9 protein-coding genes and 1 pseudogene are annotated in these 15,039 nt (G+C 41.6%); 6 read left to right on the top strand and 4 right to left on the bottom strand.

What is annotated here, in order from left to right; genetic code table 11:
* Positions 1-13 precede the first annotated feature (13 nt).
* Both trmA and putA read right to left on the bottom strand, forming a co-directional pair.
* Positions 14-1,096, bottom strand: a complete 1,083-nt coding sequence (gene trmA / locus HUK62_RS08310) for a tRNA (uridine(54)-C5)-methyltransferase TrmA (RefSeq protein WP_176537604.1) — start codon at positions 1,094-1,096, stop codon at positions 14-16.
* A gap of 267 nt (positions 1,097-1,363) precedes the next feature.
* Positions 1,364-5,119, bottom strand: coding sequence for a trifunctional transcriptional regulator/proline dehydrogenase/L-glutamate gamma-semialdehyde dehydrogenase (putA, locus tag HUK62_RS08315; protein WP_176537605.1), 3,756 nt, complete (start codon positions 5,117-5,119; stop codon positions 1,364-1,366).
* Between the two features lie 117 nt (positions 5,120-5,236).
* On the opposite strand from putA, the gene HUK62_RS08320 reads away from it, so the two are divergent.
* A complete protein-coding gene (locus HUK62_RS08320) occupies positions 5,237-5,731 on the top strand; it encodes an Lrp/AsnC ligand binding domain-containing protein (RefSeq protein WP_004696989.1) in 495 nt (164 codons plus the stop codon).
* 64 nt (positions 5,732-5,795) lie between these two features.
* On the opposite strand, the gene putP is transcribed toward HUK62_RS08320, so the two are convergent.
* On the bottom strand, positions 5,796-7,319 hold the full coding sequence (gene putP, locus HUK62_RS08325; protein WP_176537606.1) for a sodium/proline symporter PutP: 1,524 nt from the start codon (positions 7,317-7,319) through the stop codon (positions 5,796-5,798).
* Positions 7,320-7,723: 404 nt separating this feature from the next.
* Between putP and HUK62_RS19275 the strand changes: the two are divergent.
* The 5 genes and pseudogenes from HUK62_RS19275 to HUK62_RS08345 all read left to right on the top strand — a co-directional run.
* Positions 7,724-8,144: pseudogene (locus tag HUK62_RS19275) on the top strand (lyase family protein); the annotation flags it as partial.
* 310 nt (positions 8,145-8,454) lie between these two features.
* Positions 8,455-8,820, top strand: a complete 366-nt coding sequence (locus tag HUK62_RS08330) for a hypothetical protein (RefSeq protein WP_176537607.1) — start codon at positions 8,455-8,457, stop codon at positions 8,818-8,820.
* Positions 8,821-8,960: 140 nt separating this feature from the next.
* Positions 8,961-12,419, top strand: a complete 3,459-nt coding sequence (gene mfd / locus HUK62_RS08335; RefSeq protein WP_176538463.1) for a transcription-repair coupling factor — start codon at positions 8,961-8,963, stop codon at positions 12,417-12,419.
* A 231-nt stretch (positions 12,420-12,650) separates the two neighbouring features.
* On the top strand, positions 12,651-13,085 hold the full coding sequence (locus tag HUK62_RS08340) for an HIT family protein (RefSeq protein WP_004696995.1): 435 nt from the start codon (positions 12,651-12,653) through the stop codon (positions 13,083-13,085).
* A gap of 58 nt (positions 13,086-13,143) precedes the next feature.
* On the top strand, positions 13,144-14,607 hold the full coding sequence (locus HUK62_RS08345; RefSeq protein ID WP_058869684.1) for an adenylate/guanylate cyclase domain-containing protein: 1,464 nt from the start codon (positions 13,144-13,146) through the stop codon (positions 14,605-14,607).
* A 78-nt stretch (positions 14,608-14,685) separates the two neighbouring features.
* On the opposite strand, the gene fdx is transcribed toward HUK62_RS08345, so the two are convergent.
* Complete coding sequence (gene fdx / locus HUK62_RS08350) at positions 14,686-15,024, bottom strand: ISC system 2Fe-2S type ferredoxin (protein ID WP_004697000.1); 339 nt, start codon at positions 15,022-15,024, stop codon at positions 14,686-14,688.
* Positions 15,025-15,039: the final 15 nt, after the last annotated feature.

The following is a 15,039-nucleotide window of genomic DNA, read 5'->3' on the forward strand; positions in this document are numbered from 1 at the left end:
TGCAACAAATTGTTTAAATTTTTTCCAGCAATACCCCAGACTCGACGTGATGGGTGTAGGGGAATTGGTCAAACAGCGCAAACTGTGAAATTTTATGGGTTTGGCTGAGTGTTTTTAAGTTGTCATGCAAGGTATCAGGATTACACGAAATATAGATAATCCGTTCAAAACGCTGAATCAATTTTAAGGTTTGACCATCAATGCCCGCACGCGGTGGGTCAACAAACACGGTATCGAACTCATAGCTGCTCATATCGATATTTGCTTCTTGTAAGCGACGGAATTCGCGTTCGCCGTTATAGGCTTGTGTGAAGTCTTCTGCCGATAAACGCGCGACTTGAATATTATCGATGTGGTTTTGTTCGATGTTCCACTGTGCTGCATACACCGAAGACTTAGCCAGTTCAGTGGCTAAGACACGGTTGAAACGGGTTGAGAGCGGTAGGGTAAAGTTACCATTGCCGCAGTAAAGTTCTAACAAATCTTTGTTCGACTGCTGTGCAGCATTACAGGCCCATTCGAGCATTTTTTGGCAGACTTGCGCATTGGGCTGCGTAAAGCTGCTTTCAATTTGTTTGTACTGATATTTGCGCTCAAAAACTTGTAGTTCTTCCACCACAAATTCATCGGTGAGTACCACTTTTTGACCACGGCTACGGCCAATCAACTTAATATTTAATTTTTCTGAAAGTTGTTTGGCTAAAACCTGCCATTGTTCATCGAGTGGGCAGCGATAAATCAGTGAAACCAGCATTTCACCCTTTAAGGTTGCTAAGAAATGCACTTCAAATAGGCGTTTTGAGAGGAGATCATTGCTTTTCAATTCTGCCAATAAAACAGGCATGAGCTGATTAATACTGGCATCAGCGATTGGGAAGTCGTCAATACGGATGACTTTTTTCTGATTGTCTTCATCGCGTTCAAACATGGCATAAAACATATCATCTTCGGTATGCCAAATACGGAATTCTGCACGCATGCGAAAGTTTTTTTCAGGAGATTGAAAAACTTCAAGCGAAGGTGGAGCGAATTCAGCAAATTGAACTGTAATTCGTTCAATTTTGGCGTCAAGTTGTTGTTGATAAGAAGAAGTCATATGCAGTAAAAATCGCAAACATATTGAAAAAAGAGATGGTAACAAAGTTTGTCGAATTAGCCTAAAGATATTCAGCAAAAGCGTGGGGTTTATTCATGTTACAGATGGTTTGATACTTTGCTATATCGGAAATTATCGAGCAGATTAAGCCAAACCGAGTCGCATAAAAAATGCCAAGTAAACAGACCAGGAGATGTTGACTTGGCAATAGAGGAAACACAGTATTAAACCTGCTGTCCCGATGAGGACTACAGGTTTAAATTGGGCTTAGTTCAAAGTCATGAGACTTGCATTACCACCAGCAGCTGCAGTGTTAACACTGATCGCGCGCTCAATCACAAAACGTTCCAAAGGAATGGCCGTTTGTGATGGGCTAAGGTGGGTAATACCTACAATCGCACCTTGACGCTCAGCAATCTGCTGTTGCAGAGCTAAAAGCTGCGCCGTTGTACCATGATGTAATACTGCATCAAAAGCATCAGTTTTGATGTCTTTGATGACATGAAAAGCTTGAGCCAATGCTTTAGGCATGCTTGGCATGTGTTTTAACACAAAGCTGTTATCTGCAAGCACTGCTGGACGGCTACCGACTGCAAAAATCGCATTCAACTGTTGTAGCTGATCCGCTTCTTGTTCAGCTAATGACAACACTGCATGACGTGGAATCACCATGTATTGGTTGCTTTCACCTGTTGGACCTTGCAGCTCGTAATGATGACCTGAACAGAAATTCTCAATTTTTGCCAATTTCACTGCTGGGAAGGTTTTAGCTGCCCACTCAAGGAACAATGCAGAGTTGCTGAACTCGACTTGAGGGTTCAAATCAGCACCTGTTGCAAAAGGTTTGTTTAACTTTTTCGCAGAACAGCTTTGCATTAGGCGATATAGATAAATTGGACCACCTGCTTTAGGGCCTGTACCTGATAAACCTTCGCCACCAAAAGGTTGTACACCGACTACTGCGCCCACTATGTTACGGTTGATGTAGAGGTTACCTACTTCAGCATGGGTCATTACAGTTTGAATGGTTTCATCAATACGAGTATGTAGACCCATCGTCAGGCCATAGCCTTTGCTGTTGATGTGCTCAAGTAACTGTTTGAGTGAACCTTGGTTAAAGCGAATCACGTGCAGCACAGGACCAAACACTTCGCGTTCTAAATCATTTAGATTTGGCAGTTCAATTAATGTTGGTGTAATGAACGTGCCTGCATTTATCTCAGTGTCTTGAGCATCATTACGCATTAACTGATGTACGCGATGACCTTTTTGGCGCATTTTGTCGATGTGCTTTTGAATGTTTTCTTGCGCTTCAGCATCAATCACAGGGCCAATATCTGTTTTAAGTAGATATGGGTTGCCCACTTGAAGTTGCTGCATTGCGCCTTTAAGCATTTGAATCACAGCATCGGCATTGTCTTCTTGTACACACAGTACGCGAAGAGCAGAACAACGTTGACCTGCGCTGTCATAAGCTGAACTGACGACATCAAGTACAACTTGTTCAGTCAGTGCCGAAGAGTCAACGATCATGGCATTTTGACCGCCTGTTTCAGCAATCAGTGGAATGCTTTCACCATTTTTGCTCAAACGCTTCGCTACAGTTTTTTGTAAAATCTTGGCAACTTCAGTAGAACCTGTGAACATGATGCCTTGAACTTGCTCGGCTGCACTGAGTTGTGCCCCCACAGTTTCACCGCGACCTGGCATTAGCTGTACAGCAGCTTGAGGCACACCTGCTTGCCATAAGATTTGAATTGCTTGCGCTGCAATCAATGGCGTTTGTTCAGCTGGTTTAGCAATCACGGTATTACCAGCAACCAATGCAGCAGCGACTTGACCTGTGAAGATAGCCAAAGGGAAGTTCCATGGGCTAATACACAGCATCGTGCCTAAAGGCTCAACTTCAGCGTTTGCATCAAGATCTATCATTTGCGTTGCGTAGTAGCGTAAGAAATCTACAGCTTCACGAACTTCTGCAATGGCATTGGCATACGTTTTACCACTTTCACGACAAAGTAAAACCATCAGTTCTTCTAAGCGAGCTTCCATTAAGTCAGCAGCGCGAAGTAGGTAACTTGCACGGGTGTCTTTAGCCGTACGTGCCCAAATGTCTTGAACAGCCTGTGCATTGTTTAATGCTTGCTCAACTTGTTCAGTTGTTGCTTCTTGTACATAACCGACAACATCTGTGTGACGTGCTGGGTTGATAATGCTTTGCGGAGCAACGGCGTCATTGGTCTGGATGTGCTCACCCATTGGTGCAGCAGACCATTGATGCTTAGCAAACTGTTGAGCTGTTTGGTTCAACTGAACTAATGCAGAGTCATTTGCAAGGTCTAAACCTTTAGAGTTTGCACGTAGCTGCCCATAAAGCTCAGCAGGAAGTGGAATCGAAAGGTGCTTTTGACCCACGATATTTTCACGTTTTGCACTGCTTAAAATGGTTTGAGTTGGGTTTTCAATCAAATCATCAATTGCGAGTGACTTATCTGCAATACGGTTTACAAAAGAGGTGTTTGCACCATTTTCAAGTAAACGACGTACAAGGTAAGCCAATAGTGTTTCATGATTGCCCACTGGCGCATAAATACGGCACGGTACACCCAACTTTTTATCTTGCTTTTCACCGACCACTTGTTCATACAGTGGCTCGCCCATGCCGTGTAAGCATTGGAACTCGTACTGACCCACGTAGTATTTCTCTGGGTTGGCCATTTCATAAATGGTCGCCAAGGTTTGCGCATTGTGCGTTGCAAACTGTGGGTAGATTTGTTCTGGTGCAGCCAATAATTTTTTTGCACATGCGATATACGACAAGTCTGTATGTACTTTACGAGTAAATACAGGGTAGTCAGTCATTCCTTCAATTTGCGCTTTCTTAATTTCGCTGTCCCAGTACGCGCCTTTCACTAAACGGATCATTAAGCGTTTTTCGCTACGTTTAGCCAAGTCTACGATGTAGTCAACCACGTAGAAACAACGTTTTTGATATGCTTGGATAACGAAACCAATGCCTTTCCAGTCTTTGAGTTCTGGTTCAAAGCATAGGCGTTCAAGCATTTCTAAAGAAATTTCTAAACGCTCAGATTCTTCTGCATCGATATTTAAACCGATGTTGTAGCCGCGTGCTAATTTAGCAAGGGTAAAGACTTTGCCGTACAACTCTTCATGCATACGTGCAACTTGTGCACGTTGGTAGCGAGGGTGTAGAGCAGATAATTTAATTGAAATACCTGGACCATCGTAAACATCTTTGTCTTTTGACGCTTGACCAATGGCATGAATGGCATCGGTATAGTCTTTCATATAACGATCAGCATCACGATCGGTCAGTGCTGCTTCACCCAGCATGTCGTATGAATAGCGGAAGCCTTTTTCTTCAAGACGTTCAGCGTGTTGTAATGCTTCAGCAATGGTCTCGCCAGTCACAAACTGTTCGCCCATCATACGCATAGCTACATCAACCGCTTTACGGATGATGCCACGACCACTACGTGCCAATAAGCCTGTTAAAGTGCCTGATAAGCTATTTTGCTTTGGCGTTTCCATCAGCTTGCCAGTCAACATGAGACCCCATGCTGCCGCATTGACAAACATCAAGTTACTTTGACCAACGTGTTCTTTCCAGTTGCCTTGGTTGATTTTGTCTTTAATCAATAGGTCACGTGTCGCCATATCTGGAATACGAAGCAATGCTTCAGCTAAACACATCAGCGCGATGCCTTCTTGAGAAGACAGTGCAAATTCTTGTAAGAGCCCCTGTACAATACCTGCTTTACCGCTGCCGCTTTTACGTTCACGTAAAGTATGAGCCAAATCAAACGCAAGTTCATGAATGCGTTGATTCATCTCGTCAGAGATTTTGCTGTGGTCTAATAAGTTTTGAACACAGTCAGTTTCGGCACGTCGCCAAGCGGTATTGATTTCAACTTCAAGCTCACTTTTTTCTTTGAATTCGGTAATATATTCAAATTGAGTTTGAGTGTCGTTGAAATGCGTATTGCTTTCCATCATATTCATGCCTACATCCTGTGCATACAATAATGTGTTGAGAGATCTATAGTAATTAATTTATGATTACAGAAAGAATGCCGAATAACTCACTATAATTTGTATGCTATTTAGAGATTAATTCAGATGACGAGCCCAATTTTTAGCTTGGACCGAACAGATATCAAAATATTAGATATTCTTCAAAGAGATGGAAAAATATCGAATATTAAACTTGCCGAAGAAGTGAACTTATCAGCGACGGCTGCTTTGGCGCGGGTGCAAAAATTAACCAAGGAAGGCTTTATTCTGAGTTATGAAGCACGCTTAAATCCAAATATGCTGAATGCCAGTTTTGTGGTTTTTGTGGAGATACTTTTGGATAAAACCACGCCACATGTCTTGGAAGATTTTCGCCATGCCGTACTACAGCATGATGAAATTGTGGAATGTCATATGACCAGTGGGGGCTTCGATTTTGTGGTGAAGATTCGTTGTGCCAGTATGGATGAGTTCCGAAAAATCTCAGGCCAAGTCTTGTGGCAACTGCCGGGCGTTAAAGAAACGCGCAGTTATCCTGTGATGGAAGTTATCAAAGAAAGCTCACGTATTCAGCTTAAATACAAACCATTGTCGAAATAATTGAGTGCATGAGATGCAAAAAAGGGGCTTAAAAGCCCCTTTTTTTGTTGGTCTACACGTTCAATTAACGTTGTGTAGATTCTTCTTTCATTTCAGCCATGGCTTGTTTGTACATGCTGTCTGCTTGTTCAAAGCGTTGTACCACTTCAGCTTCAGGGGCTTTACCCATTAAGCTTACTACTACAATGCTGATCCAAGAAAAGATGAAGCCTGGAATAATTTCATATAGACCTAAGTGTCCTAATGCATTTTTCCACACAATCACGGTTACCGCGCCAACAATAATACCTGCAATAGCACCATTCAAGGTCATGCGCTTCCAGAACAAAGACAAGATAATCAGTGGACCAAATGCCGCACCAAAGCCTGCCCATGCATAAGCTACAAGGCCTAGAACTTTACTGTCAGGGTTGCTTGCTAAACAAATTGCAAGAACAGCAACAGCAATAACCATGAAGCGACCCACCCAAACCAATTCTTTTTGAGAAGCGGTTTTACGGATGAAGGCTTTGTACATGTCTTCTGTCAATGTTGTAGAACAAACCAGTAACTGACAGCTTAATGTACTCATCACTGCAGCTAAAATTGCAGCTAAAATGATACCCGCAATCCAAGGGTTGAATAAGAGTTTAGTCAGTTCCATGAACACAGTTTCAGGGTTTTGAGAAACCACAGCCGCTAGTTCAGGGTGTTGTTGGAAGTACGCGATGGCAATAAAACCAGCACCTACTGCACCACCTAGACATAAAATCATCCATGTCATACCAATGCGACGCGCAGCAGGAATCGTTTTCACAGAATCCGCAGCCATGAAGCGCACTAAAATGTGTGGCTGACCAAAATAGCCTAAGCCCCATGCCAATGATGACAGGATGGCAACAGTGCTGAGTTCAGAAACAATATGCAATGCTTGTGGGCGAGCCGTTTCAAGTAAGACTGTGAACTGTGCAGCATTACCATCAATCGCAAGGTAAGTCATGATTGGGGTAAGCAGCAGAGCAAAAATCATTAGACCTGCTTGGAAGGTGTCTGTCCAGCTAATTGCAAGGAAGCCGCCGATACATACATAGCTGATGGTTGCAATTGCGCTAATCCACAGTGCAGTGGTGTAGTTCCAACCAAAGATACTTTCAAATAGACGTGCGCCTGCGACCATACCTGAAGCACAGTAAATGGCGAAGAATACTAAAATAACGACAGCTGAGATCATACGCAAGATACGTTTACGATCTGCGAAACGACCTGTGAAATAATCAGGCAGGGTGAGGGCATTGTTTTGGACTTCAGTATGCACACGTAAACGTCCTGCAACCAATAACCAGTTGAGCCATGCACCAACGATTAGACCTACGGCAATCCACGCTTCAGACAAACCAGACAAATAAATTGCACCCGGTAAGCCCATCAGTAACCAGCCACTCATGTCTGATGCACCTGCAGAAAGCGCAGTAACCACACTTCCTAAACTACGACCACCTAAGATGTAATCATCAAAGTTGTTTGTGGACTTGTACGCATACAAACCGATGCCAACCATGGCAATGATATAAACTAAAAATGTGACGAGGGTGGGGTTAATTTGACTCATAGGCATTCCTTGGCAAAATCCGACTTGGGAGATTTTTTAATCGCTTTGTTTGAGACGGCGATTCAAGCATAAAAATAAAATTACACTCTGTAACAGTTGTGAGGTGTTTTTGTATATTTTGTGTAATTATTAATTGTTTTTTAAAATTAAACAATAAGTTGTTGAAAATATGCTGTTTATTGGTCAATTATTATTCTTTTTTATAAGGTGAATGCAATTCTAAGCATTTATTTCGTAAAATCAGCGGGCTAGTTATAATTTATGATTTTTTATTGCTTACGAAAAATTACATTACCTACAAAACAGGTGTATTTACATATAAAGTGTTTCATTTATGAAATGTATTTACAGTCATTAAATCGGTGAAAAAGACGAATATTTCACCATTGAACTAATTTTCTTAGGGTATTCATACTTTGAGTGCATTGGAAAATTTTCAAATTTCTAATTAGAAAATAGGAATTCAATGGCATTTTCTGCTTGCTTTGGCACAAGTGAAAATAGAGTCGGTATAAATTAACTGCACATTTGGCAAAATCTCTCCTGAAATTATGTAGGCCATTGCAGTGGCATGTGAACAATTGATCCAACCACCTGAAAGTTGGTCACACGCTTTTCCCTTGCATCTAACCATAGATGTCTATCAAGGTGGAGCGGGCACTTCAATTAATATAAATAGCAACGAAGTGCTGGCTGGCCAGTCTTGTATTGGAGCATCTATTCCATTTTTAAGGTAAATACGAGGTTATTCATCCAAATGACCTTGTCAATAAATCTCAATCGACCAATGATGTTTATCCAATGCCGCTGCGTTTAGCAATTTATTAATGGTATTGCAGCCTTAAATACCAAATATATTCAAGCCAATGAACACCTATTCTTGGATGTAGTCATGCGTAGTATTGGGGCAAGGGTTACTTACTCGGGAACCGTTAGGTCACATTTTCTCATTTGAAACTTGGCTGCTGAGGTGACGCCGAAGGTTGTACCTTTAGCATAATTTAGCTAGGACATTTATAACTATATATAGGTATAAAAGTGGTCAATGCGCTACTTTTATACTTTTAAGCCAATACACGCTAACAAAAGGTAGCAGTTAGAACTACAATAAGCTTGAGTGAAGAACCATGATTAGATGTCTATGCTGAGTAAATTAAGCCAATTATTTAAATTAAAGAAAGATGTGCCAGAACAACTTTTTTTGCAGCAGCATCAGATTGAATATGATGATGAAAAAGGCTTTATCATTGAAGGTATTGTGCTAAATGCCATACATGCTGAGCGTTTGGTCTATTTTTCAAATCGTAGAATTAGTCAGTTTGATGACCTCAATGCACTTTTTTATAGTGCTATGTTAATCAATGAGAAACTCGACTTGGAAATTGCCAATGAACGATTTGTCGCACGTTTAGGTAATAATCTAGAAAACTTAACTGAACTAAAGCGAATGATTAAGCTACTCAATGACTATTATTACCAGTTTATACGTGACAAAAAATAAGTCTTTTAAAAGCCATAAATTTGAGTTGTAAAAAGGACTTAGCGCTAGATTGATGTTGTTGTTGTCGTGAAAAATAACATGCAGTGTGAGGACATCATGCTAGTATATGACGCATGTTTTTAAACGCTAAAGCCATGTCCATGTTCCAAGAAGAAATCTCCCAACTGAATGTGCAACAACTAAAAGCAGGCGAAAAACGTTGGCTGGGAAATTTGCTCGGCTCTTCAGCTGCATTATTCATTCATACGTTAAGTACACAAAATAAAAAGCTCTTTGTAGTTGTGGCAAAAAATAATCAACACTTAGCACAACTCGAAAGTGAATTTGAATTTTACGGTATTCGACCGACCATTTTTCCAGACTGGGAAATTCTGCCTTATGACCGTTTATCTCCTCATCAAGATATTGTGTCTGAGCGTCTCGCAATTTTATCCAATATGCCGCAAACAGGTGTCTTACTGATTTCGGCTTCGACCTTGGCGCAGCGTGTAGCGCCGAATTCGTGGGTTTTGGGAGAACACTTTGATATTCACGTCGGTCAAAAGTTTGAATTGGAACAGCAAAAGAAGCGTTTGATTCAAGCAGGTTATCATTTGGTCGACACAGTATATGACCATGGTGAATTTGCGGTTCGGGGTAGCATTATGGATATCTATGCTTCAGGTCAAGCTGCACCAATTCGCATAGATTTATTTGATGATGAAATTGAAACCCTTAAATTTTTTGATCCTGAAACGCAGCGTACTACGCAAAACTTAAAACAGTTTTCCGTATTGCCAGCTAAAGAGTTTCCTTTAAAAGAGGCACGCAGCATATTTCGTGATCGCTATGCAGAAATGTTTCCGACTGCAAATCCAAAGAAAAATCCAATTTATCAGGATGTGTTAGAAGGAATTGCATCGCCAGGGATTGAGTTCTATTTCCCACTATTTTTCAGTGCAGCGCAGATGGAAACCCAAAGTACACTGCTTTCGTACTTACCAAGTCATTCCATTGTCATTACAGATAAGCAGGTTGATGATGGTTTAGATAGTTTTTGGAAAGAAATCGATCGCCGTTATGAAGACCGTCGCCATAATGTTGATCAGCCAATTTTAGCCCCTAACCAGCTTTTTATTTCGACCAATCAAGTTTTAGAACAGCTCAATACCTTTCCCCGTATTATTGCATCAGTTGAGGCTTTTGATCTAAAAGCAGGTGTGATCAATTTAAACACTGAACTTCCACCACGTTTAGCGGTCGATCCTAAAAATGAAAAGCCTTTTCATGCGGTTAAACAGTATATTGATGCTGCTAACCATCCGGTATTACTGGTTGCTGAAAGTGCGGGGCGTCGTGAAACTTTAAAAGATGCATTGCGTGCAACATTGGGAGAGATTCCTAATGTCGAAAATTTTGCTGAATTTCAAAAATCCTTACATGCCATTGCAATTACCAGTGCGCCATTAGAGCGTGGCTTGGTATTAAAAGACAGCATTAGCATCATTTCTGAAAATCAGTTGTATGAGCATCGCGTTGTACAGCGTCGTCGTAAACGCCAACAAGAGGTTTCGGAAGAGTTTCTTATCCGAAGTTTGACTGAACTGAGTATGGGTGCGCCGGTGGTGCATATCGACTATGGTGTGGGACGTTATGCGGGCTTAGTCACTTTAAGTATTGATGATCAAGACTATGAGTTCTTGCAGCTCGATTATGCCGATGCGGCCAAAGTCTATGTTCCTGTCACCAATTTACATTTGATCAGTCGTTATAGTGGTGGTGACCCAGACTTGGCACCCTTGCATAAGCTGGGTACTGATGCTTGGAGCAAAGCAAAACGTAAAGCATTAGAGCAAATCCATGATGTAGCAGCGGAGTTATTGCATATCCAAGCCCGTCGTCAAGCCAAATCAGGTTTTGGTTTTGAGTTGGATCAAGGTCAATATATGCAGTTTGCCAGTGGCTTTGCCTATGAGGAAACACTCGATCAAGCCAATGCCATTGAAGCGACTTTGTATGATATGCAATTGGCTAAGCCGATGGATCGCTTGGTCTGTGGTGATGTGGGCTTTGGTAAAACCGAAGTTGCGATGCGCGCAGCATTCTTAGCCGTGCAGAACAACAAACAAGTGGCTGTTTTGGTGCCGACGACGTTGCTGGCCCAACAGCATTATGAGTCTTTTAAAGACCGTTTTGCAGACTGGCCTATTCGTATCGAAGTTTTATCGCGTTTTGGCAGCAGTAAATCACATACCAAAACGATCGAAGACTTAGCTGAGGGCAAAGTCGACATCGTGATTGGTACGCATAAAATTCTACAAGAAAGTGTCCAGTTTAAAGACTTGGGCCTGATGATTGTGGATGAAGAACACCGCTTCGGTGTACGTGATAAAGAGCGGATTAAAGCAATGCGTGCAGATGTGGATATGTTGACTCTGACTGCAACTCCAATTCCACGGACTTTAAATATGGCCTTTAGTGGCATGCGTGATCTATCCATTATTGCTACACCACCTGCACGACGTTTAGCGGTAAAAACGTTTGTGCAAGAACATACGGGTGATTCAGTTAAAGAAGCCATCTTGCGTGAGTTACTGCGTGGTGGCCAAGTTTATTTCTTGCATAATGAGGTCGAAACCATTGAGCGTGCAGCGGAGAGTCTTCGAGAGTTGGTCCCTGAGGCACGTGTGGCTGTTGCACATGGTCAAATGCGTGAACGCGAGTTAGAACAAGTGATGCAGCAGTTCTACCATAAAGAATATAACGTGCTGGTCTGCTCAACCATTATTGAAACAGGGATTGATGTTCCGAATGCCAATACCATTTTAATTGAGCGGGCAGATAAGCTGGGTTTAGCGCAGTTGCATCAACTCCGTGGGCGTGTGGGGCGCTCGCATCACCAAGCCTATGCTTATCTGTTGGTGCCATCCATCAAAGGGTTGAAAGGCGATGCTGAAAAACGTCTGGATGCGATTCAGCGGGCATCGACATTAGGTGCGGGCTTTATGTTAGCTACGGAAGACTTAGAAATTCGCGGAGCGGGTGAGCTACTTGGCGAGCAACAAAGTGGTTCAATGCAAGCCATTGGCTATAGCTTATATATGGAGATGCTTGAAAAGGCGACCAAAGCCATTCAAAAAGGCAAAACCCCAAATTTCGATGCACCGCTATCACTGACTGCAGAAATCAATTTACATATGCCGGCCTTGATTCCAGATGAATATCTGGGAGATGTCCATCAGCGTTTATTGTTCTATAAGCGTATTAGTAATACGGACAGTCAGGAAAAGCTCGATAACATTCGTATGGAGTTGATTGACCGTTTTGGGATACCGCCACAACCTGTGAAGCAGCTTTTTGCTGTGCATCAGATGCGTTTGAAAGCGGAAACACTGGGCATTACCAAAGTGGATATTGCTGCCAATGGTGGTGCGATTGAATTTTCACCAGATACTCCTGTTCAGGCGATTAGTATTATTCAGATGATGCAAAAACACCCGACCTTTTTTAGGATGGAGGGTGGTCAGCGCTTAAAGGTCATGGTGATGCTAGAGGAATATGAAAAACGGATTCAATTTATCAATGACTTATTGGAAAGTTTGTTGAAAGAATTGCATTAAAATTTAGCTTTAATTTGCTGTGATTTCATACAGATATCAGGTCTTTCTTGCGGACTTGCGCTATAAAAAGAAAGACTTGATTTTTTGATAAAATTTATTAAAGTAATAAATGTGATGTAGTTCAAAGTAAAACGTGGTTTATTTGTGTTGAAACACATTGCTTGCAATATTCACCTCTGATTGGATGTGATAGTATTAGCCATTATTCTAATTTGCATCATTTATAAAGATATGTTTAGTTTGCATCCACAACTTGCTCAAGATACGTTTTTTGTAGGCGACTTTCCACTTTCAACATGTCGCTTAATGAATGATATGCAATTTCCGTGGTTAATTTTAATTCCACGCGTGCCAGGCATCACTGAGTTATATGAACTCAGTCAAGCCGACCAAGAACAGTTTTTACGTGAGTCAAGCTGGTTATCAAGCCAATTGGCTCGTGTATTCCGTGCTGACAAAATGAATGTTGCTGCTTTAGGTAATATGGTTCCGCAGCTCCATTTTCACCATGTTGTACGTTATCAAAACGACGTCGCATGGCCAAAACCAGTTTGGGGTACTCCCGCTGTTCCTTATAGCAATGAAGTGCTTGCGCATATGCGTCAAACTTTAATGCTTGCACTACGTGGCCAAGGTGATATGCCATTCGATTGGCGTATGGACTAATACACGTGAGAAATCAAATCAGGGATGATTTGATCGTGCGCATAATGGGGAACGAGCAGTGCCATTAGATCATTGGTTATCTAAAGAGCCCAAACAATTTGTGTATTTCCATCGTGCGATGGGATATGGCATGCTGTCTTTAATAACCATCGTCTATCATTATACGATGGCAGATACTCAATATCAGATTTACGTGCCGCTGCTGTTGCTCATTGTATTATTGATCACCCCCCCATTTTCAAGGTGGTTAGGTTATCGCTTCAATAATAAGATGCGACGCGGTGTAATGTTTGTTATTGATATTGTCATTACTGCGATCATTTTAGCCGCTGTACATCTCAGTATCGTACTCACATTTTTAACCATTTTTGCTATGCTTTACACGGCTATTAGCAATAAAATTTCTTTTTTGATGGTGTCTTTGGCCAGCCTGATTGGGGTGGTTGTCTTTTATATCTCGATTATTTTTGTCTTTGGTTTTGGTGAGTATTTCGAGGCTACAAGTACCGAACTGATCGTATTGGGCTTTTTGTGCCTCACCACTTATTTTGGCGTGGGTAGCTATTATCAGCGCAACCAAATGCAAGACATATACCGCCGCAAAAATCACTATTTTGATCAGATGAACCGTTATATGGAGTTTGCCAATCAGCTGAGTCGCTATGCGCCAGTTCAGTTGTGGCAATCGATTATGAAGGGTGAGTCAGAAGCGAAAATTGAATACAAGCGTAAGAAACTGACAGTTTTCTTTTCAGATATTCAGGGCTTTACAGAGCTTTCTGAAAGCTTAATTCCGGATGATTTAGCATTCCTACTCAATGATTATTTAAAACACATGACCGAGATTGCGAAGCAATATGAAGGTACTGTTGATAAATTCATGGGGGATGCAATTTTAGTGTTCTTTGGTGACCCTAATTCTGAAGGTGTGGAGCGTGATGCTCAAAACTGTTTGGAAATGGCTATGGCGATGCGTCAGCAAATGAAAATCCTGCGCGAACGTTGGGTGAAAATGGGTTATCCGCCATTGCATATTCGTATGGGGATTTCTACAGGGTATTGCCACGTAGGGAACTATGGCGCATCGCACCGTATGGCTTATACCATTGTTGGTCGTGATGCAAACCTTGCTGCACGCTTACAAAGTGCAGCGCAAGTGGATGAAATCTTAATTTCGGACGATACACATAATTTAGTAAAAAATGATTATCTTTGTGCACCGAAAGCGCCAATTTTCCTTAAGGGGATTAAAGGCGCTGTAAAGACGTGGCAAGTCGTTGAAAAATATACCTCGCAAAAATCAGATTATCAACGCTGGTTTGATTATGAATATAAAGGGTTTCATTTACTGCTGAACTTAGATGAAGTGCAGAATTTTGAATATCCGCAGTTGATTCAAGTCTTAGAAAAAATGATTCAACGCATTCAAACCCAACAAAAGATGACCAATTCACAAGGTATCGTCAAACTCAATCTTGAAGATGAAGTAATAGAGCCTGTTCAAAAAAATGAATATCATTAACTTGATGGTGTGAGATACAAAAGTAAGAAGCGTAAAAAAGCCACTACAATGAGTGGCTTTTTTACGCTTTGAAAAAAATTAGTGATTTTCAGACGCGTGGTTAATTGTGTATTTAGGAATTTCAACTTCTAAGTCTTCATCCACTAACTTTACTTGGCAAGACAAACGAGAGTCCGGCTCTAAGCCCCAAGCACGATCCAGTAGATCGGCTTCAACATCATTCATTTCTTCTAAGCTGTCGAAGCCTTTACGCACCACAACGTGACAGGTTGTACATGCAGCGGACATATCGCACGCATGTTCAATCTTGATTCCATTTTTCAGTAAGCTTTCACAAAGATTCGCATTCTGTTCAACTTCAAACTCAGCACCTTCTGGGCAGATTTGCGCATGTGGGAGAACTTTAATACGTGGCATAGTCTTTACCTATAA

Origin of the sequence: Acinetobacter sp. NEB 394 (genome assembly GCF_013374795.1) — a bacterium.
In the GTDB taxonomy this organism is placed as follows: Bacteria; Pseudomonadota; Gammaproteobacteria; order Pseudomonadales; family Moraxellaceae; genus Acinetobacter; species Acinetobacter johnsonii.

Excerpts from the sequence above, each read along its gene's own strand:
- fdx (WP_004697000.1), bottom strand. The coding sequence starts at position 15,024 with ATGCCACGTATTAAAGTTCTCCCACATGCGCAAATCTGCCCAGAAGGT.
- trmA (WP_176537604.1), bottom strand. The coding sequence starts at position 1,096 with ATGACTTCTTCTTATCAACAACAACTTGACGCCAAAATTGAACGAATT.
- putP (WP_176537606.1), bottom strand. The coding sequence starts at position 7,319 with ATGAGTCAAATTAACCCCACCCTCGTCACATTTTTAGTTTATATCATT.
- mfd (WP_176538463.1), top strand. The coding sequence starts at position 8,961 with ATGTTCCAAGAAGAAATCTCCCAACTGAATGTGCAACAACTAAAAGCA.
- HUK62_RS08320 (WP_004696989.1), top strand. The coding sequence starts at position 5,237 with ATGACGAGCCCAATTTTTAGCTTGGACCGAACAGATATCAAAATATTA.
- HUK62_RS08340 (WP_004696995.1), top strand. The coding sequence starts at position 12,651 with ATGTTTAGTTTGCATCCACAACTTGCTCAAGATACGTTTTTTGTAGGC.
- putA (WP_176537605.1), bottom strand. The coding sequence starts at position 5,119 with ATGAATATGATGGAAAGCAATACGCATTTCAACGACACTCAAACTCAA.
- HUK62_RS08330 (WP_176537607.1), top strand. The coding sequence starts at position 8,455 with ATGTCTATGCTGAGTAAATTAAGCCAATTATTTAAATTAAAGAAAGAT.